We start from the raw sequence: 26382 nt of genomic DNA, 5'->3' as shown, positions 1-26382 counted from the left end.
TTTCAATATGCTCATTTATATTATTGTTGGTAGTGTTCGGGAAGGTCGTACAGCGATCAAAGTCGCAAATTGGGTACAACAAGCGACAACTGAACTCGCATTGAAAGATATTCAAACCGAAATCATCGATCTTAAAGAGTGGGACTTACCTTTATTTGCAGGTACTCATCCTCCAGCTTCTGGTATTTATGATCAACCTAAACAACAGCAGTGGGCAGATAAAATTGCGCAGGCACAGGCATTTATCTTGATTAGCCCTGAATATAATCATGGCTATAGTCCAGCACTCAAGAATGCCTTGGACTATCTCGGTAAAGAATGGCAAGGCAAATCTGCTGCTTATATTGGATATGGTTCAACCAATGGCTCACGTTCAATTGATCAAATCCGTCAGGTAGGTACACAACTTGGGCTGGTTGATTCTAATGCGGTTCTTGAAATCCGAGATATTTTTAAACGAAACCAAACAGAAACCTTTGAGGCAAATGAATTTGAAATTAAGACACTCAAAGCCATCATTGAAAAGCTACAAAAATATCATGTAAGATAGATGTCAGCTTAAACGTACAATAATCAGGGTCTTTAACCAATATACTGCCATCAACTTTAGCTTTAATCTATCAATCATAGAGAGACAGGAAGTCTCATTCAGAACAACAAGATGCACAGGATGTAGTTGTTTAAAGGAAATAAACGACAATAAACTGAATATGAAGAAACCCCGTCAGGATGATGGGGCTTCTTTTTTTATTATTTTCACTATGTAACAAAATTTGACAGCGTATCCATCGAGATACAATCCGCCGATGAAAACCCTACACTTTTCAGGCTTTTGCATTGTTAACCTAGAAACAAAATAATATTGAGGAATTTCACAATGGTTAAAAAGGCATTATTTATCACCTCAAATGTAGGCGTAGAGCATGATGAGCTGATTCAGCCACTGGAATTTTTAAAAGGCAAGGGAATTGAAGTCATACATGCCGCCGAAAAGATGGAACCTGTACAAACGGTAAAAAGTGATAAAGAACCTGGGCCAAGCTACCCTCCACAGACTTCTTTGGAGCAGGTCTCTGTGGAAGACTACGATATTCTGGTCATTCCTGGTGGTACAGTCAATGCAGACACCCTCCGTCTCAATGAACATGCGCATAGGATCATTCAATATTTCACCGATCAAAACAAACCGATTGCCGCCATTTGCCATGCACCCTGGAGCTTGATTAATGCCGAGCGAATCAACGATAAAAACCTGACCTCTTATAAAAGTATCCGCCTCGATCTAGAAAATGCAGGCGCACATTGGACAGATGCAGCTGTTAAACGCTGTAATACAGGGGGCTGGGTACTCATTACTGCTCGCTGCCCAGATGACATCCCCCAGTTTAATGAGGTGATCCTAAGCGAACTGAACAGCTTGTAAAATTCTGCATTGTTTAGATAAAAAAACACCCCCTCTGCATTAGCGGAGGGGGTATTTATATTTAAAAGCTGGCGATGACTTACTCTCACATGGCAAGTGCCACACTACCATCAGCGCTAAGAGGTTTCACTTCTGAGTTCGGGAAGGGATCAGGTGGTTCACTCTTGCTATTGTCGCCAGCAAACTGTTGTGGTGTTTTGGGGTCTTATTGATCATGTTGTGTTTTCACTTCATGTCTGCCTTACTTACGAACCAAAGAGTTATTAACGGATTAGATATTGAGTCTAACTTTGTGTTCAGCATTTTAACTAGTTTTCACACTAAATCAAGTTGTGTATTGAATTTATCTTGAATACAACAACTGTTTGGGTGTTGTATAGTCAAGCCTCACGAGCAATTAGTATTGGTCAGCTTCACACGTCACCGTGCTTCCACACCCAACCTATCAACGTCCTAGTCTCGAACGGCTCTTTAGAGGAATAAATTCCTAGGGAAATCTTATCTTGAGGTAGGCTTCCCGCTTAGATGCTTTCAGCGGTTATCCCTTCCGAACATAGCTACCCGGCGATGCGACTGGCGTCACAACCGGTACACCAGAGGTTCGTCCACTCTGGTCCTCTCGTACTAGGAGCAGATCCTCTCAAATTTCCAGCGCCCACGGTAGATAGGGACCGAACTGTCTCACGACGTTCTAAACCCAGCTCGCGTACCTCTTTAAATGGCGAACAGCCATACCCTTGGGACCTGCTTCAGCCCCAGGATGAGATGAGCCGACATCGAGGTGCCAAACACCGCCGTCGATATGAACTCTTGGGCGGTATCAGCCTGTTATCCCCAGAGTACCTTTTATCCGTTGAGCGATGGCCCTTCCATACAGAACCACCGGATCACTAAGACCTACTTTCGTACCTGCTCGACTTGTGGGTCTCGCAGTTAAGCGCGCTTTTGCCTTTATACTCTACGCGTGATTTCCGACCACGCTGAGCGCACCTTCGTACTCCTCCGTTACTCTTTAGGAGGAGACCGCCCCAGTCAAACTACCCACCAGACATGGTCCTCGCCCCGGATTACGGGGCAGAGTTAGAACCTCAACATTACCAGGGTGGTATTTCAAGGACGGCTCCATTGGAACTAGCGTTCCAACTTCAAAGCCTCCCACCTATCCTACACAAGTAAGGTCAAAGTTCAATGTCAAGCTGCAGTAAAGGTTCACGGGGTCTTTCCGTCTAGCCGCGGGTACACTGCATCTTCACAGCGATTTCGATTTCACTGAGCCTCTGCTGGAGACAGCGCCGCCATCATTATGCCATTCGTGCAGGTCGGAACTTACCCGACAAGGAATTTCGCTACCTTAGGACCGTTATAGTTACGGCCGCCGTTTACTGGGGCTTCGATCAAGAGCTTCGCTTACGCTAACCCCATCAATTAACCTTCCAGCACCGGGCAGGCATCACACCCTATACGTCCACTTTCGTGTTTGCAGAGTGCTATGTTTTTAATAAACAGTTGCAGCGGCCTGGTTTCTGCGGCTGCCAACCGCTCAGGGAGCAAGTCCCATCACCGTCAGCAGCGTACCTTCTCCCGAAGTTACGGTACCATTTTGCCTAGTTCCTTCAGCAGAGTTCTCTCAAGCGCTTTGGTCTACTCGACCTGACCACCTGTGTCGGTTTCGGGTACGATTCCTGTGTAACTGAAGCTTAGAGACTTTTCCTGGAAGCATGGTATCAGCCACTTCACTGTACAAGTACAGCTTGCTATCAGCTCTCAGCATAGAGTACCCCGGATTTGCCTAAGATACATGCCTACAACCTTCCACCTGGACAACCAACGCCAGGCTGACTTAACCTTCTCCGTCCTCTCATCGCATTACACAGAAGTATTGGAATATTAACCAATTTCCCATCGACTACGCCTCTCGGCCTCGCCTTAGGGGTCGACTCACCCAGCCCCGATTAACGTTGGACTGGAACCCTTGGTCTTTCAGCGAACGGGTTTTTCACCCGTTTTGTCGTTACTCACGTCAGCATTCGCACTTCTGATACCTCCAGCATGCTTCTCAACACACCTTCATCGGCTTACAGAACGCTCCCCTACCACGTATACATAGTATACATCCGCAGCTTCGGCACATAGTTTTAGCCCCGTTACATCTTCCGCGCAGGCCGACTCGACTAGTGAGCTATTACGCTTTCTTTAAAGGGTGGCTGCTTCTAAGCCAACCTCCTAGCTGTCTATGCCTTCCCACATCGTTTCCCACTTAACTATGATTTTGGGGCCTTAGCTGGCGGTCTGGATTGTTTTCCTCTTGACTACGGACGTTAGCACCCGCAGTCTGTCTCCCGGATAGTACTCATTGGTATTCGGAGTTTGCATCGGTTTGGTAAGTCGGGATGACCCCCTAGCCGAAACAGTGCTCTACCCCCAATGGTATTCGTCCGAGGCGCTACCTAAATAGCTTTCGGGGAGAACCAGCTATCACCAGGCTTGATTAGCCTTTCACCCCTATCCACAAGTCATCCCCTGGCTTTTCAACGACAGTGGGTTCGGTCCTCCAGTTAGTGTTACCCAACCTTCAACCTGCTCATGGATAGATCGCCTGGTTTCGGGTCTATACCCAGCAACTATACGCCCTATTAAGACTCGATTTCTCTACGGCTCCCCTATACGGTTAACCTCGCTACTGAATATAAGTCGCTGACCCATTATACAAAAGGTACGCAGTCACCGAACAAGTCGGCTCCCACTGCTTGTATGCATGCGGTTTCAGGATCTATTTCACTCCCCTCACAGGGGTTCTTTTCGCCTTTCCCTCACGGTACTGGTTCACTATCGGTCAGTCAGGAGTATTTAGCCTTGGAGGATGGTCCCCCCATATTCAGACAAGGTTTCACGTGCCTCGCCCTACTCGTCATCATTGTGTGTGCCCTTTCGTGTACGGGAATATCACCCTCTACGTTCGCACTTCCCAGAGCGTTCCACTAGAACACACACAACTTAATGGGCTGATCCCCGTTCGCTCGCCGCTACTAAGGGAATCTCAATTGATTTCTTTTCCTAAGGGTACTGAGATGTTTCACTTCCCCTCGTTCGCTTCATAAGCCTATGTATTCAGCTTATGATACCCGCCTTATAGCGGGTGGGTTCCCCCATTCAGAAATCTCCGGATCAAAGGATATTTGCCGCCTCCCCGGAGCTTATCGCAGGCTATTACGTCTTTCATCGCCTCTGACTGCCAAGGCATCCACCACATGCACTTAATTACTTGACTATACAACCCCAAACAGTCGCTAACCCTTACAAGTAAGGTTAGGACAGATTGCTATGCTCGTTTTTCAACTTACATCGCTCTCATCCAGTTTGTTGCTTCGTGAACTTAATCACCGTACAGCTTCAATCTAAATTCATATACCAAAACGCTTGATTCAGTGTTTTTGCTAGTTCTCAATATGTTTAAATCAATCAAATTACTTCGATCAACTTAAATTCTTGAGTGAACAATTTATTTCAGACTCAATTTTCTAATCTGTTAATGATTAACTACAGCCTCGTCAGCTTGCAGTAAACTGTGATAAATCACAGAGATTAATAAACCAAGATCAATTACTTAATCTTTTTATTCATTAAACTCTATAATCTATTTAGCTTTGAATTAATTTCGTTTTTACAAACTCTTTTAATTCATGGTGGAGACTAGGAGAGTCGAACTCCTGACCTCCTGCGTGCAAAGCAGGCGCTCTACCAACTAAGCTAAGTCCCCAGCTTATCACTTAATGAACGATATATCTTAATCTCTAGCTTTGTTGCAGATTGGTGGGTCTGACAAGACTTGAACTTGTGACCCCACGCTTATCAAGCGTGTGCTCTAACCAACTGAGCTACAGACCCTCAGATACATCTTCGAAGAACAACTTGTTGTGGATTCTTACCGATCGTCAATCTTTCGTTAAGGAGGTGATCCAGCCGCAGGTTCCCCTACGGCTACCTTGTTACGACTTCACCCCAGTCATCGGCCACACCGTGGTAAGCGTCCTCCTTGCGGTTAGACTACCTACTTCTGGTGCAACAAACTCCCATGGTGTGACGGGCGGTGTGTACAAGGCCCGGGAACGTATTCACCGCGGCATTCTGATCCGCGATTACTAGCGATTCCGACTTCATGGAGTCGAGTTGCAGACTCCAATCCGGACTACGATCGGCTTTTTGAGATTAGCATCCTATCGCTAGGTAGCAACCCTTTGTACCGACCATTGTAGCACGTGTGTAGCCCTGGCCGTAAGGGCCATGATGACTTGACGTCGTCCCCGCCTTCCTCCAGTTTGTCACTGGCAGTATCCTTAAAGTTCCCATCCGAAATGCTGGCAAGTAAGGAAAAGGGTTGCGCTCGTTGCGGGACTTAACCCAACATCTCACGACACGAGCTGACGACAGCCATGCAGCACCTGTATCAGAGTTCCCGAAGGCACCAATCCATCTCTGGAAAGTTCTCTGTATGTCAAGGCCAGGTAAGGTTCTTCGCGTTGCATCGAATTAAACCACATGCTCCACCGCTTGTGCGGGCCCCCGTCAATTCATTTGAGTTTTAGTCTTGCGACCGTACTCCCCAGGCGGTCTACTTATCGCGTTAGCTGCGCCACTAAAGCCTCAAAGGCCCCAACGGCTAGTAGACATCGTTTACGGCATGGACTACCAGGGTATCTAATCCTGTTTGCTCCCCATGCTTTCGTACCTCAGCGTCAGTATTAGGCCAGATGGCTGCCTTCGCCATCGGTATTCCTCCAGATCTCTACGCATTTCACCGCTACACCTGGAATTCTACCATCCTCTCCCATACTCTAGCTGACCAGTATCGAATGCAATTCCTAAGTTAAGCTCAGGGATTTCACATCCGACTTAATCAGCCGCCTACGCACGCTTTACGCCCAGTAAATCCGATTAACGCTCGCACCCTCTGTATTACCGCGGCTGCTGGCACAGAGTTAGCCGGTGCTTATTCTGCGAGTAACGTCCACTATCCCAGAGTATTAATCTAGGTAGCCTCCTCCTCGCTTAAAGTGCTTTACAACCAAAAGGCCTTCTTCACACACGCGGCATGGCTGGATCAGGCTTCCGCCCATTGTCCAATATTCCCCACTGCTGCCTCCCGTAGGAGTCTGGGCCGTGTCTCAGTCCCAGTGTGGCGGATCATCCTCTCAGACCCGCTACAGATCGTCGCCTTGGTAGGCCTTTACCCCACCAACTAGCTAATCCGACTTAGGCTCATCATTTAGCGCAAGGTCCGAAGATCCCCTGCTTTCTCCCGTAGGACGTATGCGGTATTAGCATTCCTTTCGGAATGTTGTCCCCCACTAAATGGCAGATTCCTAAGCATTACTCACCCGTCCGCCGCTAAGATAAGGTGCAAGCACCTCATCTCCGCTCGACTTGCATGTGTTAAGCCTGCCGCCAGCGTTCAATCTGAGCCATGATCAAACTCTTCAGTTTAAAATCATTTGTACTTTACTAAAAGTACTAAATCTGGCTCATCAATTTTCTGACTAAAAATTCGCTCAAATAAACTTCGAGTAATTTCTACCATTCAATCAATGAAATATTTTCGATCGATCAACCAGTAAAAATCCACACAAGTTGTTCTTCTATTCTCTTAATGATCTTCTCGATGATTCGTCATCATCAAGCTAGGTCGGCTATATTACTCTAATCTAAATTAAAGTCAACAGGTAATTTCGATATTCTTAAAACTCACCAACCAACCCAAGAACCTAACCAATCTAGCCAAATCCTTGTTTCTCAACAAGTTTTTATCTGCATCACCGCCGATGGATGTGCATTCTACACCATTCCCCACCCAACACAACCCCCTTTTTTATTATTTTCTTTTGCATGTTTCTTTTTTCTACAAAATTAGTGTTTTCGTTGTTTTTATCAGCTATTTACGTATAAAAAGCAGGCTAATGGCCTGCTCTTTATTTTTTCCATTGTGATTTAATCAGTAAAAGTCACACGAGCAATCGCTTTTTTACCCGATTGGATGATTAAAGTGACATTCTCTTTTACAGAGAAGCTCATATCAACCACATTCCAGTCAACTTTAACCGCACCACGACCCACGGCATCTTTTGCAGCAGCTGCATTTGGGTTTAAACCAGCAACACGAAGAATTGTGGCAATAAATAACTCACCACCAAACTCGCCACGAGAAATCGTCACTTCTGGTGTATCTTCAGGTACTTCGCCTTCTGTGACACGGTTACCCGCGCTCTTGTGTGCATTTTCAGCCGCTTCTGCATCATGGAAACGCTCCACCAGCTCAAGTGCCAAGATACGTTTGATTTCCTGTGGATTGCGACCCGCAGCCATTTCATCCAGCAAGACTTTGATTTCATCCAGTAACTTAAAGCTGAGTAAATCAAAGTAGCGTTCAATCAAGCTATCTGGCATTGACAGGATTTTTTGGTACATTGCGCCTGGGGTATCAAATACACCAATATAGTTGCCTAAAGATTTAGACATCTTATTGACGCCATCTAAACCTTCAAGAATCGGTACAGTGATGCAGACTTGTGATTCTTGACCGTAACGACCTTGTAAAGTACGTCCCATGAGCAAGTTAAAAGTTTGGTCTGTTCCACCTAACTCAACATCTGCTTCAAGCGCAATCGAGTCATAGCCTTGTACCAGTGGATATAAAAACTCATGGATTGCGATTGGCTGGTGGTTGTTATAGCGCTTGGTAAAGTCATCACGTTCCAACATACGTGATACAGTTTGCTGACTTGCCAATTGAATTAAATCAGCTGCAGTTTTTTGGCTAAACCATTCTGAGTTAAAACGAACTTTGGTTTTATTTGGATCTAAAATTTTAAAAACTTGTTCTTGATAAGTCTTGGCATTGGCAAGTACTTGCTCTTGTGACAACGGCGGACGTGTTGCGCTTTTGCCTGTTGGATCACCGATCATTGCGGTATAATCACCAATCAAGAAAGTAACCTCATGTCCCAAATCTTGGAATGTTTTTAATTTATTGATTAGAACCGTATGTCCTAAGTGTAAATCAGGAGCCGTTGGGTCAAAGCCTGCTTTTACACGGAGTGGACGATTCTCTTTCAGTTTTTTCAATAAATCTTCATCTGAGATAATCTCGTGCGTGCCTCGTTGGATGAGAGCAAGCTGTTCTTCGGCTGGCAAGAAATTTGACATCACAAAACCTAAACACATCAGTTATTCAATTTGTGCGATATACTAACATTTTTTCAGCATCTTGCAGGATAAGTTGTATATGAGCGCGATCTATATTGGTGTAATGACAGGCACGAGCATGGATGGTGTTGATATTGTTGCAAGTTCATTTGACCCTTTAACACTACATGCCACACTGACTGTGCCTTTTGAGCCTGAATTACACGATGAATTAATGGCTTTAACGCTTCCTGACGACAATGAAATTGATCGTATGGGTAAAGCCGATGTCGCTTTGGCACAAATGATTGGACATGGGATTAATACGCTGATTGAAAGGAACAATATAGATCGTAGCCAAATTAAGGCCATCGGTTCACATGGGCAGACCATTCGCCATCGCCCTGAACATGGCTTTACCCTGCAAATTGGTGATCCAAATATCATCACTGAAATTACTCAACTCCCTGTGGTTTCTGATTTCCGTCGTCGTGATATGGCGGCTGGTGGACAGGGTGCTCCTTTAGTACCAGCTTTCCATCAAGCTTTGTTTCAGCATGACAGTATCCATCGTGTCATTTTGAATTTAGGCGGTATTGCCAATGTCAGTATGTTGCCTGCAAATGACCTTGACGGTGTTTATGGCTTTGATACAGGCCCTGCAAATATGTTAATGGATGCATGGTGTCATCGCCATACAGGGCATCCATACGATGAAAATGGCGACTGGGCTGCTTATGGCCATCCAATACGTTCCCTATTAGATCGATTGCACTCACACGAATACTTTTCGAAAGAACCTCCAAAAAGTACAGGTCGCGAAGACTTTAATATTGATTGGTTAGATGATCAACTAATCGATTGGCGCAATGATTTAACCTATGACGAACTCGAAGATACACCTGAAAATATTCAAGCGACCTTACTGAAACTTACCGTAAGGGCAATTCAAAAAGCAGTCTATCGTTCTAGCATGGAAACAGGCGAACTCTACGTTTGTGGCGGCGGTGCTTATAATTCTTATTTATTGGAACAATTACGTTGGCGCTTACGCAAACACAATTGGTCAGTACAAACCACGGATGCCCTTGGCTTAGCACCGACATGGGTCGAAGCGACGGCGTTTGCATGGTTAGCCATGCGTTTCGTTGAACAACTGAGTGGGAATTTACCCGCTGTAACAGGTGCATCGGGTGATCGTATTTTAGGTACGATTACGATGGTATAAACAATAAAAAGCTTCTCAAATTGAGAAGCTTTTTTATCTTTAGAATCTATTAAATCGAGAAAGATGATCCACAACCGCAAGTTGTCGTTGCATTCGGGTTTTGTACCACGAAGCGAGAACCTTCCAGTCCTTCAAGATAATCAACCACTGAACCAACCAAGTATTGATAGCTAAGTGAATCAACTAACATTTTAACGTCGCCATTGCTAAATTCAGCATCATCTTCATTAACACTTTCAGCGAAATTAAAACCATAAGAAAAGCCTGAGCATCCACCACCCGTTACATAAACACGTAACATCAAGTCGTTATTCCCTTCACTTTCGCGTAATTGGCGAACTTTGTTGGCAGCATTATCTGACAATTCAAGAGCTTGGGCATTCATGGTAGATATTCCTCAGACTTCAATACGTCTTTCATAAATAAAAGACCCGATATTCAGTATAGCATACTCAATATCGGGTCTGTATCTGAAGTTTAAAGTGTGTTTAAAGACTTTTTACAGGATTATTTATAGTTTTCATCTTGTAGCGCACACTCAAAGTTCTTGGCATCTTCACGACAACGGAATTGCCATAGCAATTTCATCATACGCTTGTCATAAATGCCCTTTGCAGTCAGGTTGATACGCGCTTCACGCATCAGCTTTTGGTAGCCAGGCTTGTCAGCCGCAGGAACTTCCATCCAGTATTTTTGTGGAATATCCGCTTTCATCTTGCCAAGTATGCCAAAAGCACGTGGTAACTGTGCCTTCACCCATTCCCTTGATTTTTGACCAAAACCAGCAGGGAATTTATCAGGATGGATAATCAGGTTGCCTGTCACCTGCAAGATTGGGTAATTGACAATCGCCCCTTTAGTACCTAAACCTTTGTAAAGTTCTAATGGTTTAAACGCGGCAGCAGGTGCACCTATGATGTCAACCTGACCATTATTAAATTTAGCACCAAAATTAGTGATATCTGAACTTATAGCTTGAGCACCCACTTGTGAAGCCATAATTTTTTGTGCTTCATCATAGTCTAAAACCGCAATTTTTTTACCTGCAGCTTTTGCAACGGTATTGATATTACGGTCATTTACTAATAAATATGCATCACCAATCGGAATCACACCAGCCACTTCATATTTGCCATTCACCATCGCTTTGGCAAAAGTTGGACTGGCTAACCCTTGCATCACTTTGACAGCAAGCTTAAGGTCGGTGATAGCACCAATTGCATCTAATGAGCCTGTAAATGGATTGAATTGTCGGCCTCGCATACCTGTGATACTGACGCCATCACATTTCCCTGCTTTAAAATCTTCAGCAATTACAGCTTCATTCGTCGCTACTTTGAGTTCAATATCTGCACCCCAAGTTTTAGCTGCAAGCTGATAATCTTTCATTAGTGCATATACATCGCCGCTTTTACCTACGATGTCAAATACACACATTGTTTGTTTTGCTTGAGCTGCAACAGAGACAGTTGCTATGCCTGTTGCAAGTAGTAAAGGCTTAAACCATTGCATATTATTTTTCCTTTGCATCTATATTGTTTTGTTGCGAAACATTTACGTATATGAAGAGCAACGTTCTATCCTAATAAGGTCTTCAAATGAATATATGTTTAAATACAGTCGTTTTTAATCTTCCTGATTAAAACATATTTTAAATCTTCTCGATTTCATTTGTTTTTATATGAGTATGATTGCGATATTTCTATATAAAGACAATGACTTAAATGACAAGCACTTAAAAACAAAAAGCCTAGAAAAATCTAGGCTTTAAGTTGCTTTTATAGCATTTGATGATTATTCACCAGGTAATGCACATTCAAAGTTCGCTTTGTCTACTGAACAACGTGCTTTCTTCAATACTGACATCATACTAGCATCATAAATACCACGTTTAGTCATATCTAAACGACCATCACGCATTAATTTTTGATATTTTAACTTGTCTTCAGCAGTTAAGTTCATTTTGTATTTTGCTGGAATTTCAGCTTCATAACGCTTGATCATTGCGAAAGATTTTGGAAGTTGCTTCACAAAATAATCACGAGATTTTTGGCCAAAACCAGCTGGGAATTTTTCTGGGCGTAACACAAGATCCGCAGTCACTTGTAACACTGGGAAGTTAAACATCGCACCGTTAGCACCTAAGCCTTTGCTCAACTCTAATGGCTTATATGCATAAGCAGGAGCACCTACCATATCTACTTGGCCATTGTTAAATTTAGCAGCAAAGTTAGAAATATCAGAAAGTACAGCTTGTGCACCTACGCGTTGTACCATAATTTTTTGCGCGTCATCATAACCCAATACTGCAAATTTTTTACCCGCTGCTTTTTCGATTGAGTTAATGCTCTTATCACGCACGAAAATATAAGCCGCACCTAATGGAGCAATACCACCAACTTCGTATTTATTACCACCAAGGTTAGTTACCATTTTTGCTGCATTACGTTGATCTAGAACATAAGTGATCGCACGTTGAGCGATTTCATTACTTGGCGCACCACCTAAAGAGTCAATAGAACCCGCAAACTTGTTATATGGACGAGCACGCATTGCTGTCATTGCTACAGCAGCACATTTACCCGCTTTAAAGTTATTATCAGCGACTTGTTCATCTGTGATTGCAAGAAGGTTTACATCAGCGCCCCAGCCTTTTGCTGCAAGTGCCCAGTCCTGCATCATTTTGTATGATTCACCTGACTTTCCTAATAAGTCGAATACACACACATCAATTGCTGCTTGAGTAGAAGCAGATACACCTAAGATCGAAGTTGCTGCAATAGCTAACGCAATTTTTTTCATATTTTTCATCCTTCCACAAACTTTATGTTTGTCTCCTTGTTCGAAGCAAATATTAATCATGTTTTTCAAAAAAAAATAGAGCTTGTGCTCTATTTTTATGTCAATAATGTTTACTTTTTGTCCTGTTTTTATCTCATTCACTTATTTTCATAAACATATTTGTGATAAGTGATGACTTTCGTTAATCAATTTATAAATTCAGGAACAAAAACTATAACTATTCGCCACTCAAAGAACATTCAAAGTTAGTGCGTTCAACCGTACAACGTGCTCGTTTAAGGACGTTCATCATGCTGGCGTCATAGACCCCTTGTCTGGTCAAGTTCATTCGTCCATCACGCAACATTTTTTGATAGCGAATTTTATCTTCACTAGACAATGTAATTCTTTTCGCATTCATACCCGCTTCTAAACGCTGTACCATTGCGAAGTTACTTGGCAATTTGTTCACGAACCATTGTCGAGATTGGGTACCAAAACCACTTGGGAATTGCCCAGGGCGAATAATTAAATCCCCCGTGATGTTCACAACTGGAAAATTAAATAATGCGCCATTTGCTAAACCTTTACTAATTTCTAAAGGTTTATATGCATATGCTGGTGCAGCAATTACATCTACCTGACCACTATTAAACTTCTTCACAAAATCTGAAATATCAGAGGGTACAGCAACAAGATTTATGCTTTCAACAATCGTTTTTTGCGCTTGATCATAATGTAAATACGCAAATTTTTTGCCTTTGGCCTTTTCAATCGTATCTATATTTTTATCACGTACGAAAGTATAGGCTAAGCCAACTTGAATAATACCAACAACTTCGTATTTCTCACCATTGGTTGTTGCAGTTAAACGGTGTTGGTTACGCTTATCAAGCACATAAGTAATTGCTTTCTGTGCAATCGCATTGCTAGTCACCGCGCCTATAGCATCAACAGATCCTGCAAATTTATTATATTTACGAGCTCGCATCGAAGTCATATAAACCCCGTCACATTTACCCGCATCGAAATCTTTCTCCGCTTTTTCTTCATCTTGATAAGGGATCAGCTCAACATCAGCTTGCCATGTTTTTGAGGCAAGCTTCCACTCTTCAACAAGTTTGTAAGACTCGCCAGCTTTTCCCAATAGATCAAATACACAAATTTCTTGTTTTGCCTGTACAGGAGTAGTCATGACAAATAGAGTCGCAGCACTCAATGCCAAAAGTCCTTTTTTCATTTTGTTTTCCCTTATTTGCTGTTTTTGCATATTTTTCCACCACCGAGAGACGAATATAGTCAGATCTTAACTAAAAGCCTAGTCCTTTTATTTACATACATCGGGTTTTACTGATTTTTAATAGTACTCATCACATTTTACTCATTGATAAAATATCTATTTTCCCTATCAAATGATTTGTTCAAATCACCACACAATTCAATCTGGATTCAGATTTTTATTCACCTCCCAATGAACATTCAAAACGGGTTCTTTCCACTGAACAACGTGCCCGTTTCAACACGCCCATCATCACTGGGTCATAAATACCATCTTTGGTAAAACGGATTCGTTGCTCCCTGAAAAGTTTTTCATAATTCTCAACTTCTTGCTTAGAAATCGAATATTTATATTTTGTTGGAATGGCATCCTCAAGCCGTTTAATCATGGCAAAACTTGTTGGAATTTGTTGTATAAACCATTCCCGTGAATTCAGAGAGAAACCTGCGGGAAAAGAATTTGGGCGAATAATCAACTCAATCGTAATATTCACAACAGGAACGTTGTCAAACATTGCCCCTATTGTTCCCAGTCCTTTCTCAATTTCCAGAGCTTTATAGGCATAGGCAGGCGATGCAATCACATCGGCCTGATTGGCATTAAATTTTTTGGCAAAATCAGAAACGTCTGATGGCAACCCAACCATTCCGATTGCTTCAAGAATTTTCCTTTGTGCATCATCATGTTTCAGATAAGCAAATTTTTTGCCTTTGGCTTTAGCAAGCGAGTTGATACTTTTATCATGTACAAAAATATAGGCCAGACCAAACTGGGAAATCCCTGCAACCTCAAAGGTATCTCCATCTATTGTTGTGATCAGACGGCGTTTATTACGCTTATCCAACGCAAAATGGATCGCTTTTTTTGCCACCTGATTAGGGTGTGTTGACACTTTTAGCTTAAAAAAATAGCGAAGTAGTAAAATCAAATCGCCGAACCCAATTTTACTATTCGCTATGCCTCGTACCATGCTGACAGATCAACACTGGCAAAAGTTGAAAGTTATTCTGCGTAATTTATCCATTCACCACAACTCAAATTTACGCAATTTTATTGAAGCTATTCTCTATAGAATTAGAACAGGCTGTCCGTGGCGAGATATTCCTTGTTGTTTTGGTCATTCAAACTCTATTTTCAAACGTTTTAATCGTTGGTCAAGCAGCGGTAAGTTACTTAGATTATTCAAATTACTAGCCTCATGCCCCGATATGGAGTGGATTTTTATTGATGGCTCTCATGTACGTGCTCATCAACATTCTGCCGGCATAGCGAATCAATCTATTTCTAAAAGTGTAGGAGGAAACTCCTCAAAAATACATTTGATTGTTGATGCACATGGCAATCCTATTGATTTCATGATTACCGATGGAACCACACATGATGTTAAAGTTGCACCTGATTTAATATCAACATTAGATTTAAAAGAGACAAAAGTGGTATGTGCAGATAAAGGCTATGATTCAGAACCACTGCGTGAACAGATCAGGAAAACAGGGACTAAAGCGAATATACCAAAGAAAACAAATAGCCAATCGAACAATGACCATATGGACTGGTATTTATATAAAATCAGGCATTTAGTTGAAAATATGTTTTGTAGATTAAAGCAATTTAGAGGAATAGCTACTCGATATGACAAGCTCAAAAGAAATTATCAAAGTTCTGTTGCTTTAGCCTGTATATTTTTATGGCTACCTTTATAGGGTTAATTATGAACAGTAAATGTCAACAGACCCTATTGATCACACCACCAATTGCATCTATTGAACCTGCAAACTTATTGTATTTACGGGCGCGCATGGAGGTCATATATACTCCCTCACACTCACCAGCTTCAAAATCATTCTGTGCCTTGGCTTCGTCCTTATAGGGAACCAACTGAATCTTGGCTTGCCAAACCTGTGCAGCCAGCGCCCATTCCTCCGCGACTTTATACACTTCTCCCGCTTTTCCCATCGGATCAAACACACAAATTTTTTGTTTTGCCTGAGTTTGACCCGCAACGCTGAACAATGTTGCAGCAGCTAAAGCGAATAATCCTTTATTCATTACATTCTCCCTATAGAATTATTTAATCATCAAAAATTTAAAATCTATTCACCACCCAGTGAACATTCAAAACTGGTCCGATCCACCGTACAGCGCGCACGCTTGAGCACGTTCATCATGGTGGCATCATAAATACCTCGTGAGGTCAAACCAATACGTGCCTCACGTAGGATTTGCTGATAACGCGTCCTGTCCTCATTGCTCAGATTCATTTTATATTTGGCGGGTAATTCCGCTTCAATCCGCTGAATCAGGGCAAAGTTGGTATTGAGGCGGTTAATGAACCAGGCCCTCGAATGTTGGCCAAAACCACTGGAGAATTTTTCAGGACGAATGATCAGGTCCATGGTCATGTTGACAGCTGGAAAAGTAATAATTGCCCCCTCATGTCCCAAACCTTTAAAGAGTTCTAATGGTTTATAGGCATAAGCTGGTGCGGCCATAATATCGGCTTGGCCATTGTTAAATTTTTTAGCGATATCGGAAATGTCCGAAAGGACTGCTTGCCCACCCAAGCTTTTAACAACGATTTTTTGTGCTTCATCATAGCCGAGAACAGCAAATTTTTTACCTTTGATGTGCTCAATGGTATCCATTTTTTTATCTTTAACGAAAATATAAGCCAGACCAATTTGTGATATACCGACAACTTCGTAGACCTGATTACCTATACTACTGGTCAGACGACGTTGATTACGCTTATCTAAGGCAAAACTAATGGCTTTTTGTGCAATTGCATAACTCGGTACAGCACCAATCGCATCGACAGAACCTGCAAATTTGTTATAACTCCGCGCACGCATAGATGTCATGTACACACCATCACATTTGCCCTGCTCGAAATCATTCTGGGCCTGAGCTTCATTTTGATAACCCAGTAAAGTGATGTCACTGCGCCATGTTTTGGCCGCCAAAGCCCATTCCTCCATCGCCTTATAGGCCTCGCCAGATTTTCCCAACAAGTCAAAAACACAAATTTTAGTATCTGCATTGACCTGCATACTTCCCCCCAACATCAGCATTGCCCCCACGGCAAGAATTGCTTTGTTCATCCCTGATCCTGTCACTATACTTTTAATCTTGTTGCTTATTTTTCACTAAAACTAAATAATAATCTGATTTGCATCACAAAAATAGAGCTTTTACTCTATTTTTTTTATTGGTAGAATGATTTAATTCGATCAGTTTGATCTGTAATATAAAAATTTGCATTCATGGGCGATCACCTTAAAATGCAGCTATCTCTTCGCTATTTTGCATACTCATGATTCAATTTGACCAAGTTTCATTACGCCGTGGTGGGCGAGTTCTATTTCAAAAAGCATCGATGCAGCTTCATCCTGGCTGGAAAATTGGTCTTACTGGCGTGAATGGCGCAGGCAAATCAACACTATTTGCTGCTTTCTTAGGTGACTTGGTTGCAGATGAAGGGAATCTAACTCGTCCAGCGGTTTGGACTGTGGCACACATGGCTCAGGAAATTAAAGCCTTAGAAATGCCAGCAATTGATTTTGTTTTGTCTGGTGACGAAGAATATTGGGACATTCAAGAAAAATTAGCTCATCCAGATCAACTGAGTAATGATGATTTAGCCAAATTACATGGTCGATTTGATGAAATTCATGGTTATGCAGCACCTGCGAAAGCAGCCCAATTAATGGCAGGTTTAGGATTTCTTGACCATCAAATCCGTTTAAATGTCGCAAGCTTCTCTGGTGGTTGGCGGATGCGTTTAAATCTTGCACGCACCTTAATGAGTCGTTCAGACTTACTGTTATTAGATGAACCAACCAACCATTTGGACTTAGACGCCATCTTATGGCTAGAAGATTGGCTTAAAGCCTATGAAGGAACATTGGTGCTGATTTCGCATGACCGTGATTTTCTCGATGCAATTACGGATCATATTCTTCATATTGAAAATCAAGAATTAACTTTATATACAGGCAACTACTCTACCTTTGAAACGACACGTAGCGAGCGCTTAGCACAACAACAACAGGCTTTTGAAAAGCAACAAGAAACGCGCGCCCATCTGCAAAAATTTATTGATCGCTTTAAAGCCAAAGCAACTAAGGCTCGCCAAGCGCAAAGCCGTATCAAACAGTTGGAACGCATGCAACAACTTGCACCTGCTCATGTCGATACGCCATTTACCTTTAGTTTCCGTGAACCCACCAAAATGAGTTCACCCTTGCTGAGTTTAGATGCAGCGACTATTGGTTATGGCGATAAAATGATTGCTGAAAAAATTCGCCTGCAAATTACTCCAAGTTCTCGTATTGGTTTACTAGGGATGAACGGCGCGGGTAAATCAACGCTGATCAAAACTTTAGTGGGTGATTTACCATTACTTGCTGGCGAACGTAAAGCCTCAGAATTACTCAATATTGGATATTTTGCTCAGCACCAGATGGATGCTTTAGATGCCAATGCCAGTCCAATGCTACAATTGGCTCGTATTGCTGATAAAAAGATCAGTGAAGCCGCATTGCGTGCTTTTTTAGGTGGATTTGGCTTTAGTGGCGAACGTATGGATACGCCGTGTGAAAGCTTTTCAGGTGGCGAACGTGCTCGCTTAGCTTTGGCGCTGATCGTATGGCAGCGCCCAAATGTTTTAATTCTAGATGAACCGACCAACCATTTAGACTTAGATATGCGCCATGCTTTAAGTATGGCTCTACAAGATTTCGATGGTGCAGTGGTCTTAGTTTCACATGAACGTCAACTGATCGCCAGTGTCTGTGATGATCTACTTTTAGTACATGCAGGAAAATGTACGGAGTTTGAGGGTGATTTACAAGACTATGCGAAGTGGTTACGTGAAGCGCGCCAACAGCTCATTAATTCACAGAATGCAGTACAGCAACAATCGGTAGCATCTCAAAATACAGCAGCTAAAGTTGACAAAGAAGCGCAACGTAAAGAAGCGGCTCGTCGTCGTGAAATAACTCGTCCTATTCGAAAAAATATTGAGAAAGCTGAAACTCAAATTGAAAAGATTCAGCCACGCTTAGCTGCAATTGAAAATGCATTAGCAGACAGCACTCTGTATGAAGCTCATCGTAAAGATGATTTGATTAAGCTAATGAATGAACAAACTGAGCTAAAATCTAAGCTGGAACAGTACGAAGAACAACTGTTAGAGTTGATGATGGAGCTTGAAGAGTTAGAAAGTTCTTTTGAAGTTTAAAATAAATGCCTAATTCTCTTTTTGGGAATTAGGCTTTTTCTAATCATAGAAGAATAAATAACGACATTACGATTTGCTTAGAGACTAAAAAAATAATAAGAATACCGATAAAAGTGCCATGATTCTGCCAATCATTTCAGATCAGGTCTAAATTGGAATTTTCTCATAAAATTGAGCTTTAGGTTCAGGCTAGATATACTCAACCTTATCATTTTAAAGTTATTACTTTTAAATGCACATCGAGAACTAAGTTCATTTTATATTTTTGTACTTCAATTTGGTGAGTACTCGATTTTGGATCATACAAACTGAATGAATTCTTTAGATTTTATTTTTAACTTTGAACATATTCTTCCCATTTTAATTCAAGAATATGGCTTATGGATTTATGCGATCCTATTTTTGATTATCTTTTCAGAAACCGCCTTTGTGTTTATGTTCTTTTTACCAGGCGATAGTCTTTTACTCACCGTAGGCGCTTTATGTTCAGTTATTGAATTTATGCATTTGGGTTATATGATTAGCTTACTTTTTATAGCTGCGGCTTTAGGCTACATGGTGAATTATCACATTGGTCGTCATGTTGGTGACCGAATTTTTAATATGGAATCTCGATTTATCAAACAAGAATATCTAAAGAAAACTAATACATTTTTCTTAAAACATGGCGGGAAAACTATTCTATTGGCTCGTTTTATCCCATTTGCACGTTCTTTTGCGCCTTTAGCCGCTGGTTCTAGTGCTATGAATTATACCCATTTCGTAATTTATAATATCTTAGGCGCGCTATTATGGATTAGTGTGCTGGTTACTGCTGGTTATTTATTTGGACATGCACTCATTCAAGTCAGCGATTTAGTTGAAACCTAATCAACGGAATGTTCCACGTGAAACCTTCATATAAGAAAAAGGCGATGCATCAAGCATCGCCTTTTTCTTATATACGAGAGAAATAATACAAACTAAATCTCACATTAATTTAATTAAGCATCAATATCCGCATTTAGTGCATTTTCTTCGATGAAGGCACGACGTGGTTCTACATCATCACCCATCAAACAAGAGAACATACGATCTGCTTCAATGGCATCATCAATGGTCACTTGCAACATATTTCGATTTTCAGGATCCATCGTCGTTTCCCAAAGCTGCTCGGCATTCATCTCACCCAAACCTTTATAGCGTTGGATCATCATGCCACGGCGCGAGTCTTGTAAAATATGTTGCCATACTTGATGGAAATTACTTACCTGAATACGACGCTCGCCTTTTTGCAGATAAGCTCCTTCTTCAAGTAACTTAAACCAGCTCTTCGAATTCTTCAATAAACGCGCATATTCAGCAGAATTTAACAGACCAGCATCGAGTAAATACGAATGCGGTAAGTTATGTACATAGACAGTGACACGTGGCCAATAATGTGCTGATTTCTCACCTTGTGCATTTTCACGTTCAAACGTTTCTAATGTAATCTCAGCACGTAAGCTTGGTTGTAACTTTTCAATTGCAACACGTAATTGCTCAGCCCATGATTCAACATAGTCACGTTCATGATTGTGATCTGTTTTAAATGCATCTAGCTCAAGTAAACCATCCAATAAACTTGCAGGATAGCGTTGAGTGAGGCGTTGTAAGCTCTTCTGTGACACCTGATAATCCGCAATCACACTCGCTAATGCTGCACCATTAATCGCTGGTGCTTCAGCGCTGACATGTAATGCAAGTTCATCAATCGCATTAGAAATTAGGTAGGTTTCAAGTGCATCATTATCTTTGATGTACTGTTCTTGCTTACCTTTCTTCAACTTATACAATGGTGGCTGTGCAATATAAATATATCCACGCTCAACCAATTCTGGCATTTGACGGAAGAAGAAGGTCAATAACAAGGTACGAATATGTGAACCATCCACGTCCGCATCGGTCATGATAATGATTTTGTGATAACGCAATTTGTCTGGATTGTATTCTTCACGTCCAATCCCACAGCCTAAAGCAGTGATGAGCGTACCAACTTCTTGACTTGAAATCATCTTATCAAAGCGCGCACGTTCAACGTTCAAGATTTTACCTTTCAACGGCAAAATCGCCTGCATTTTACGGTTACGACCTTGTTTCGCACTACCGCCCGCAGAGTCACCCTCGACTAAATACAATTCAGACAATGCTGGGTCTTTTTCCTGACAGTCTGCCAATTTACCCGGTAAACCAGCAATATCTAATGCACTCTTACGACGAGTCATTTCTCGTGCTTTACGCGCCGCATCACGCGCACGCGCTGCATCAATAATCTTACCTGCAATCGATTTCGCTGCTTGTGGATTTTCCAGTAAATAAGCAGAAAACTCTTTGTTCATGGCCTGCTCTACCGCAGGTTTTACTTCACTCGAAACCAATTTTTCTTTGGTTTGTGAAGAGAATTTAGGGTCAGGTACTTTCACTGAAATAATTGCAGTTAAACCTTCACGTGCATCGTCACCTGTGACAGCAACTTTTTCTTTTTTCAATAAACTTTCATTTTCCATGTAGCTGTTTAAGCCACGAGTCAATGCTGCACGGAAACCTGCAAGGTGTGTACCACCATCTTTTTGCGGAATGTTATTGGTAAAGCAACGTACATTTTCCTGATAACTATCATTCCACTGCAACGCAACTTCAACCCCAATACCATTGTCAGCAGCAACGGTAAAATGAAAAATATCATTCAAATGGTGTTTACCTTCGTTAATATATTTAACGAATTCAGATAAACCGCCTTCATAGTCATAAACATGCTCAAGATTGACACGCTCATCACGTAAAACGATTCGAACACCTGCATTCAAGAAAGATAGCTCTCTTAAACGACGTGCCAAAATATCGACACTAAAAATGGTTTGGCTAAACGTTAGCTCACTTGGCCAAAAACGAACCGTTGTACCCGATTTATCTGTTTCACCAATCACACGTAATGGATATTGTGAATCACCATGCCGATATTCTTGCTCGTGAATCTGTCCAGCACGATAAATTGTAAGTTGTAATTTTTTTGATAAAGCATTTACAACTGAAACGCCTACACCGTGTAAACCGCCTGACACCTTATAGCTATTATCATCAAACTTACCACCCGCATGCAGAATGGTCAAAATCACTTCTGCCGCAGATATCCCCTCTTCAGGGTGAATGTCGGTTGGAATACCACGACCATTATCGGATACGCTGACCGACTCATCCTCATGGATCGTGACTAAAATTTCATCACAATGTCCTGCTAAAGCTTCATCGATGGCATTATCCACCACCTCAAACACCATATGGTGTAAACCTGTACCGTCATCAGTGTCACCGATATACATACCAGGACGTTTACGAACCGCGTCTAATCCACGTAATACTTTAATACTAGAGGAATCATAAGCCTTTTCATTTGTTTGTTCTGTTTGAGAGACTGATTGAGACTCTGAACTCATGGTTACTCCCTAGTAAATATTAATCTATCCAAAAATGAGGAAATAAAATTATGGTGCAGCAAGACTGACTTGACCGTGAACAACGTGGAATAATTGAAAAGAAATCGACAAATCCTGTAAGTGTTTTAATACCGACGCATGGTCTAAGGTGGTCATAAAAACTTGACTTCCTAACTGACTCAATCGCTCAATTAACCGTTGTTGTGCGGTCTCATCTAACTCTGCTGTCAGATCATCTAATAATACCACAGTTTCCTTATTACTCGCATGTAGCATTGCAATTTGTGACAGTTTTAATGCCATGATTAACAACTTTTTTTGCCCACGAGAGAGTACATCATCAGCATTGCCAAAAGGCGTTTTTAAACGCAAATCAGCACGATGCGGACCATACTCAGTATAACGCCGATCCAGATCTTTTTGATGCTGTTGAACCAAGTCTTGCAATAGACCTTGCTCAGTATGAAAACCAGGATTGTATTCCAGTTCTATATCAAGATTAGGTAGCAGTATTTTTAAATCTTCATGGAAAAATTGCTTCCATTGCTCAACAATACTGACCCGCTGTGAATGCAACATTTCACCATAATCACTGAGCATTTTATTCCAAGGCTCTAAATCAGCCAAAGTCAGATTACGCCGTGTTTTGAGTAAACTATTACGTTGTTTGAGTGCCCGAGAATAATACTGCCATGCAAAATAGAATTCAGGTTCCACGTGGAACATTAACCAATCTAATAACTGTCGTCTTGGCTTTGCGCCATGATCAATAATATCGGTACTTTGTGGATCGATATGCTGTAAAGGTAATAATTTTGCCAGTTGACCTTGAGTCGCAATGGTATCGCCATTGACCTTCATCACCTGTTCGCCCGAAGCCAGCTTTTGCATGCCAATACGTTCAGTGGCAGATTGCGCAAAAACAATCGCATCCCCTGCTTCATATTGAATGTAATGTTTTGGAATATGGGTGCGAAATGAACGCCCTGTTGCCAGTAAATGAATAGCCTCTAGAACTGACGTTTTTCCAGAACCATTTGCGCCGTAAAAAATATTAAACGGTTGCAACTCATGGAGTGCAACCGTCTTTAAATTACGTACACGTTCGATATTTAAACGCGTGATTTGCATGCTTTAAAACTCAAACATCAATCGTCATTAAACTCGCATTGGCATCACGACATAAGTTTGATCAGGATGCGCTGGATCTTGAACAAGCACCGACTGATTGGCTTCACTCATGCTCATTTTCACGTCATCACCATCCAGCACACCAAGTACTTCAAGGATATATTGCGCATTGAATGACATTTCTAAAGGTGCATCTTGATATTGAATTGCAATATCTTCAACCGCCTCATCTTGTTCTGGGTTATTGGCACGCAACTGCAATGAATCTTGATTAAAATTCAAGAAAACACCACGAAGTTTTTCATTACTTAGAATCGCCACACGTTGTAAAGATTGCTTAAAGACATCATGAGCAATAAAGACATGCTTGTCACCATTTTTAGGAATCACACGGCGATAATCAGGGAACTTTCCATCAATTAGTTTAGTGGTGAAACGCACGGTAATATCGCCCTGCTCTTTATCACGGCTTGGCGTATTGATGGTGACATTCAACAATTCACGTCCAATCAACACAGTCAACTGTTCGTCTTCAATACTCAGTAAACGTTGTAACTCTCCAACCGCTTTACGAGGTACGATCGCTTGAATCGGTGCCGATGCAGTTGATGAAGCAGCAACTTCACACAAAGCTAAACGATGACCATCTGTTGTTACTGTACGCAATTGATTTTGATCAATTTCCAACAAAGTACCAGTTAAGTAAAAACGTACATCTTGAACTGCCATCGCAAAGGCTGTTTTTTCAAATAAACGTTTTAATTCACGCTGAGTGACTTGAACCTGAGTACCTTGACTATTGTCAGTCGTGAGTAATGGATAATCTTCTGCTGGAAGGGTACCTAATACGAAACGGCTATTGCCTGATTTTAAAATACAGCGTTGGTCTTCTGTTATTTGCAAATCAATCAAGGCTGCTGTGGGAAGGGATTTACAGATTTCAACGAGTTTACGTGCAGGAACAGTTGTTTCACCCACCTCTAAACAAGCACCTTCAGATAAAGTTGTGCTTGCGACTAATTCAACTTCTAAATCAGAACCCGTAATCGTTAAGGCCTGTTGAGTGGTTTGAATTTTGACATTTGAAAGAATATTCAAGGTATGGCGACGCTCAACAGCCCCCACCACATGTGATAAAACATTGACTAAACTTTCTTTAGCGATTTTCAAACGCACGATTTTATTCCTCTTACAACAGAAGCTGATATGAATGTTAGCAGTGTACTATGCTGCACTTAAAAGTAGTTTGCAACTCTGAAAAATAGATTAACTTTGTAACAGACGAAGTAAGTTTTTATAATCTTCATTAAAAATTGGATCTTGTTCGCGCAAGCTAACCACTTTTTCACAGGCATGCATCACGGTACTATGATCACGACCACCAAATGCCATTCCAATCTCAGGAAAACTATCCCCTGTCAGCTCTCGGGCTAGCCCCATCGCTAATTGGCGTGGACGTGCATAAATACGGGTGCGTTTAGGTCCAATTAATTCTTTTAATGGGATACGGAAATATTCACTGACGACGCGCTGAATATTTTCCACACTAATGGTGCGTGCACGAATCGCTAAAACATCTTTTAATGACTCACGCACCACATCCAAATCAATCGCAGTGCCTTTAAAACGTGAGATAGCCACCACCTTATTGAGGGCACCTTCAAGTTCACGAACGTTTGCGACCACTTGTTGTGCAATGAATAAAGCACAATTTCGTGGCAAATCTACCCCACTATTTTCAGCTTTTTTTAGCAAAATTTCGATACGTGTTTCAATATCTGGTGGCTCAACACCAACAGATAATCCCCAAGAGAATCGAGAAACCAAACGCGGATCCAATTCCGTGAGTTCTTTTGGATAACGGTCTGAGGTTAAAATAATTTGTTTAGATTCATCCAGTAAAGCATTGAATGTATAAAAGAATTCAACAAGGCTTGCTTCTTTACCAGCAAGCAAATGAATATCATCAACCAACAATAAATCTAAAGAACGACAATTTTTCTTAAACTCTTCAACCTTACCTTTCTGCAATGAACTGACAAAGTCTTGTACAAAACTTTCCGAGGTCATATACATGACACGTGCATTCGGTTTGGCTTGTAAAAGTGCATTCCCTACGGCTTGCATCAAGTGTGTTTTACCCAAACCTGTTGGACCATATAAAAATAAAGGATTGTGCTGAGATGCGCCTAATTGGGTTAATACCTTACGGCAAGTCTCAGCAGCCATTTGGTTAGAACGACCTTCAACAAATAAAGAGAATGTAAATAATGGGTTGAGTTGTCTTTTCTTTGGTATTTTCGCGACATTTTGACTTGGTTGCACCAAATCAGTTTCTTTCTTAGCTTTAATAGGAACGATTGGAGTGGTTGAAGTGTTACCTAAAGCCGCGGTCGTGGTTGCAGGTTGCTCATGAGAAGACAAAATAGTACCTGGACGCGAATCAACCAAGATTTCAACCTGACGTACTCGACCTTCCGACAATTGCTCAGCAAGAATTGAAATTAACTCTAAATGGTTGTCTTGAATATAACGTGTCCAATATGGGTTAGGTGCATATAAACGCATCACACCGTCAACTTCTTCAGCAACCAAAGGACGAATCCACATCGCAAAGACGTTGTCAGAGAGCTCTTGTCGCAAGCGAGTTAAGCAGTCTGTCCAGAGCAT

The 26382-nt window shown here is 41.7% G+C and carries 16 protein-coding genes, 2 tRNA genes, 3 rRNA genes and 2 pseudogenes; 6 read left to right on the top strand and 17 right to left on the bottom strand.

Annotation, left to right across the window (positions count from 1 at the left end):
- Positions 1 to 7: 7 nt before the first annotated feature.
- A complete protein-coding gene (locus ABLB98_RS00115; RefSeq protein WP_348883694.1) occupies positions 8 to 550 on the top strand; it encodes an NAD(P)H-dependent oxidoreductase in 543 nt (180 codons plus the stop codon).
- 327 nt (positions 551 to 877) lie between these two features.
- A complete protein-coding gene (locus tag ABLB98_RS00110) occupies positions 878 to 1423 on the top strand; it encodes a type 1 glutamine amidotransferase domain-containing protein (protein ID WP_348883695.1) in 546 nt (181 codons plus the stop codon).
- A gap of 66 nt (positions 1424 to 1489) precedes the next feature.
- Here ABLB98_RS00110 and rrf read toward each other — a convergent pair.
- The 6 genes from rrf to tyrS all read right to left on the bottom strand — a co-directional run bounded on the left by rrf (position 1490) and on the right by tyrS (position 8638).
- A 5S ribosomal RNA gene (gene rrf / locus ABLB98_RS00105) occupies positions 1490 to 1604 on the bottom strand.
- A gap of 195 nt (positions 1605 to 1799) precedes the next feature.
- Positions 1800 to 4691, bottom strand: a 23S ribosomal RNA gene (locus tag ABLB98_RS00100).
- Positions 4692 to 5104: 413 nt separating this feature from the next.
- Positions 5105 to 5180: transfer RNA gene (locus ABLB98_RS00095), tRNA-Ala, on the bottom strand.
- A 51-nt stretch (positions 5181 to 5231) separates the two neighbouring features.
- Positions 5232 to 5308 (bottom strand) — tRNA-Ile (locus ABLB98_RS00090).
- 59 nt (positions 5309 to 5367) lie between these two features.
- Positions 5368 to 6904, bottom strand: a 16S ribosomal RNA gene (locus ABLB98_RS00085).
- Together the 16S, 23S and 5S rRNA genes with 2 tRNA genes alongside form the textbook arrangement of a ribosomal RNA operon.
- Positions 6905 to 7405: 501 nt before the next feature.
- Positions 7406 to 8638, bottom strand: coding sequence for a tyrosine--tRNA ligase (tyrS, locus tag ABLB98_RS00080; protein WP_348883713.1), 1233 nt, complete (start codon positions 8636 to 8638; stop codon positions 7406 to 7408).
- 61 nt (positions 8639 to 8699) lie between these two features.
- Between tyrS and ABLB98_RS00075 the strand changes: the two genes are divergently transcribed.
- The gene (locus ABLB98_RS00075) at positions 8700 to 9827 is read left to right on the top strand and encodes an anhydro-N-acetylmuramic acid kinase (protein WP_348883712.1); all 1128 of its coding nucleotides are present in this window, start codon (positions 8700 to 8702) and stop codon (positions 9825 to 9827) included.
- Between the two features lie 49 nt (positions 9828 to 9876).
- On the opposite strand, the gene erpA is transcribed toward ABLB98_RS00075, so the two are convergent.
- From erpA to ABLB98_RS00050, 5 genes and pseudogenes are all read right to left on the bottom strand, one after another.
- Positions 9877 to 10212 carry an iron-sulfur cluster insertion protein ErpA gene (erpA, locus tag ABLB98_RS00070; protein ID WP_348883711.1) on the bottom strand — a complete coding sequence of 112 codons (336 nt, stop codon included), beginning with the start codon at positions 10210 to 10212 and terminating at the stop codon, positions 9877 to 9879.
- 122 nt (positions 10213 to 10334) lie between these two features.
- Positions 10335 to 11339 (bottom strand): putative solute-binding protein, encoded by a 1005-nt coding sequence (locus ABLB98_RS00065; RefSeq protein ID WP_348883710.1) that lies wholly within the window; start codon positions 11337 to 11339, stop codon positions 10335 to 10337.
- A gap of 282 nt (positions 11340 to 11621) precedes the next feature.
- Positions 11622 to 12629, bottom strand: coding sequence for a putative solute-binding protein (locus ABLB98_RS00060; protein ID WP_005158934.1), 1008 nt, complete (start codon positions 12627 to 12629; stop codon positions 11622 to 11624).
- A 217-nt stretch (positions 12630 to 12846) separates the two neighbouring features.
- A complete protein-coding gene (locus tag ABLB98_RS00055) occupies positions 12847 to 13848 on the bottom strand; it encodes a putative solute-binding protein (protein ID WP_348883709.1) in 1002 nt (333 codons plus the stop codon).
- A gap of 217 nt (positions 13849 to 14065) precedes the next feature.
- Positions 14066 to 14764 (bottom strand): annotated as a pseudogene (locus tag ABLB98_RS00050) (putative solute-binding protein); the annotation flags it as partial.
- 79 nt (positions 14765 to 14843) lie between these two features.
- Here ABLB98_RS00050 and ABLB98_RS00045 point away from each other — a divergent pair.
- Complete coding sequence (locus ABLB98_RS00045) at positions 14844 to 15590, top strand: IS5-like element ISAba31 family transposase (RefSeq protein WP_004645384.1); 747 nt, start codon at positions 14844 to 14846, stop codon at positions 15588 to 15590.
- Positions 15591 to 15636: 46 nt separating this feature from the next.
- Here ABLB98_RS00045 and ABLB98_RS00040 read toward each other — a convergent pair.
- Together ABLB98_RS00040 and ABLB98_RS00035 are read right to left on the bottom strand one after the other, a co-directional pair.
- A pseudogene (locus ABLB98_RS00040) lies at positions 15637 to 15936 on the bottom strand (putative solute-binding protein); the annotation flags it as partial.
- A gap of 44 nt (positions 15937 to 15980) precedes the next feature.
- Positions 15981 to 16988 carry a putative solute-binding protein gene (locus ABLB98_RS00035; RefSeq protein WP_348883328.1) on the bottom strand — a complete coding sequence of 336 codons (1008 nt, stop codon included), beginning with the start codon at positions 16986 to 16988 and terminating at the stop codon, positions 15981 to 15983.
- A gap of 212 nt (positions 16989 to 17200) precedes the next feature.
- Between ABLB98_RS00035 and ABLB98_RS00030 the strand changes: the two genes are divergently transcribed.
- Positions 17201 to 19129 (top strand): ATP-binding cassette domain-containing protein, encoded by a 1929-nt coding sequence (locus ABLB98_RS00030; protein ID WP_348883327.1) that lies wholly within the window; start codon positions 17201 to 17203, stop codon positions 19127 to 19129.
- Positions 19130 to 19441: 312 nt separating this feature from the next.
- Entirely contained in the window at positions 19442 to 19999 is a 558-nt protein-coding gene (locus ABLB98_RS00025) for a VTT domain-containing protein (protein ID WP_348883326.1), read from the top strand.
- Between the two features lie 113 nt (positions 20000 to 20112).
- Here ABLB98_RS00025 and gyrB read toward each other — a convergent pair whose 3' ends face one another.
- The 4 genes from gyrB to dnaA all read right to left on the bottom strand — a co-directional run bounded on the left by gyrB (position 20113) and on the right by dnaA (position 26382).
- The gene (gene gyrB, locus ABLB98_RS00020; RefSeq protein ID WP_348883325.1) at positions 20113 to 22581 is read right to left on the bottom strand and encodes a DNA topoisomerase (ATP-hydrolyzing) subunit B; all 2469 of its coding nucleotides are present in this window, start codon (positions 22579 to 22581) and stop codon (positions 20113 to 20115) included.
- Between the two features lie 48 nt (positions 22582 to 22629).
- Positions 22630 to 23712 carry a DNA replication/repair protein RecF gene (gene recF, locus ABLB98_RS00015; protein WP_348883323.1) on the bottom strand — a complete coding sequence of 361 codons (1083 nt, stop codon included), beginning with the start codon at positions 23710 to 23712 and terminating at the stop codon, positions 22630 to 22632.
- 27 nt (positions 23713 to 23739) lie between these two features.
- Positions 23740 to 24888, bottom strand: a complete 1149-nt coding sequence (gene dnaN / locus ABLB98_RS00010; protein ID WP_005158909.1) for a DNA polymerase III subunit beta — start codon at positions 24886 to 24888, stop codon at positions 23740 to 23742.
- 90 nt (positions 24889 to 24978) lie between these two features.
- On the bottom strand, positions 24979 to 26382 hold the full coding sequence (gene dnaA / locus ABLB98_RS00005; protein ID WP_087537333.1) for a chromosomal replication initiator protein DnaA: 1404 nt from the start codon (positions 26380 to 26382) through the stop codon (positions 24979 to 24981).

The organism is Acinetobacter yuyunsongii (genome assembly GCF_041021915.1).
Taxonomy (GTDB): Bacteria; Pseudomonadota; Gammaproteobacteria; order Pseudomonadales; family Moraxellaceae; genus Acinetobacter.
This window is presented reverse-complemented; position numbering and strand designations above follow the sequence as displayed.

Coding starts and splice junctions, on each gene's coding strand:
- ABLB98_RS00060 (WP_005158934.1), bottom strand. CDS start 12,629: ATGAAAAAAATTGCGTTAGCTATTGCAGCAACTTCGATCTTAGGTGTA.
- ABLB98_RS00110 (WP_348883695.1), top strand. CDS start 878: ATGGTTAAAAAGGCATTATTTATCACCTCAAATGTAGGCGTAGAGCAT.
- ABLB98_RS00035 (WP_348883328.1), bottom strand. CDS start 16,988: ATGAACAAAGCAATTCTTGCCGTGGGGGCAATGCTGATGTTGGGGGGA.
- recF (WP_348883323.1), bottom strand. CDS start 23,712: ATGCAAATCACGCGTTTAAATATCGAACGTGTACGTAATTTAAAGACG.
- ABLB98_RS00115 (WP_348883694.1), top strand. CDS start 8: ATGCTCATTTATATTATTGTTGGTAGTGTTCGGGAAGGTCGTACAGCG.
- ABLB98_RS00045 (WP_004645384.1), top strand. CDS start 14,844: ATGCCTCGTACCATGCTGACAGATCAACACTGGCAAAAGTTGAAAGTT.
- gyrB (WP_348883325.1), bottom strand. CDS start 22,581: ATGAGTTCAGAGTCTCAATCAGTCTCTCAAACAGAACAAACAAATGAA.
- ABLB98_RS00075 (WP_348883712.1), top strand. CDS start 8,700: ATGAGCGCGATCTATATTGGTGTAATGACAGGCACGAGCATGGATGGT.
- erpA (WP_348883711.1), bottom strand. CDS start 10,212: ATGAATGCCCAAGCTCTTGAATTGTCAGATAATGCTGCCAACAAAGTT.
- ABLB98_RS00065 (WP_348883710.1), bottom strand. CDS start 11,339: ATGCAATGGTTTAAGCCTTTACTACTTGCAACAGGCATAGCAACTGTC.
- dnaA (WP_087537333.1), bottom strand. CDS start 26,382: ATGCTCTGGACAGACTGCTTAACTCGCTTGCGACAAGAGCTCTCTGAC.
- ABLB98_RS00030 (WP_348883327.1), top strand. CDS start 17,201: ATGATTCAATTTGACCAAGTTTCATTACGCCGTGGTGGGCGAGTTCTA.
- ABLB98_RS00055 (WP_348883709.1), bottom strand. CDS start 13,848: ATGAAAAAAGGACTTTTGGCATTGAGTGCTGCGACTCTATTTGTCATG.
- ABLB98_RS00025 (WP_348883326.1), top strand. CDS start 19,442: ATGAATTCTTTAGATTTTATTTTTAACTTTGAACATATTCTTCCCATT.
- tyrS (WP_348883713.1), bottom strand. CDS start 8,638: ATGTGTTTAGGTTTTGTGATGTCAAATTTCTTGCCAGCCGAAGAACAG.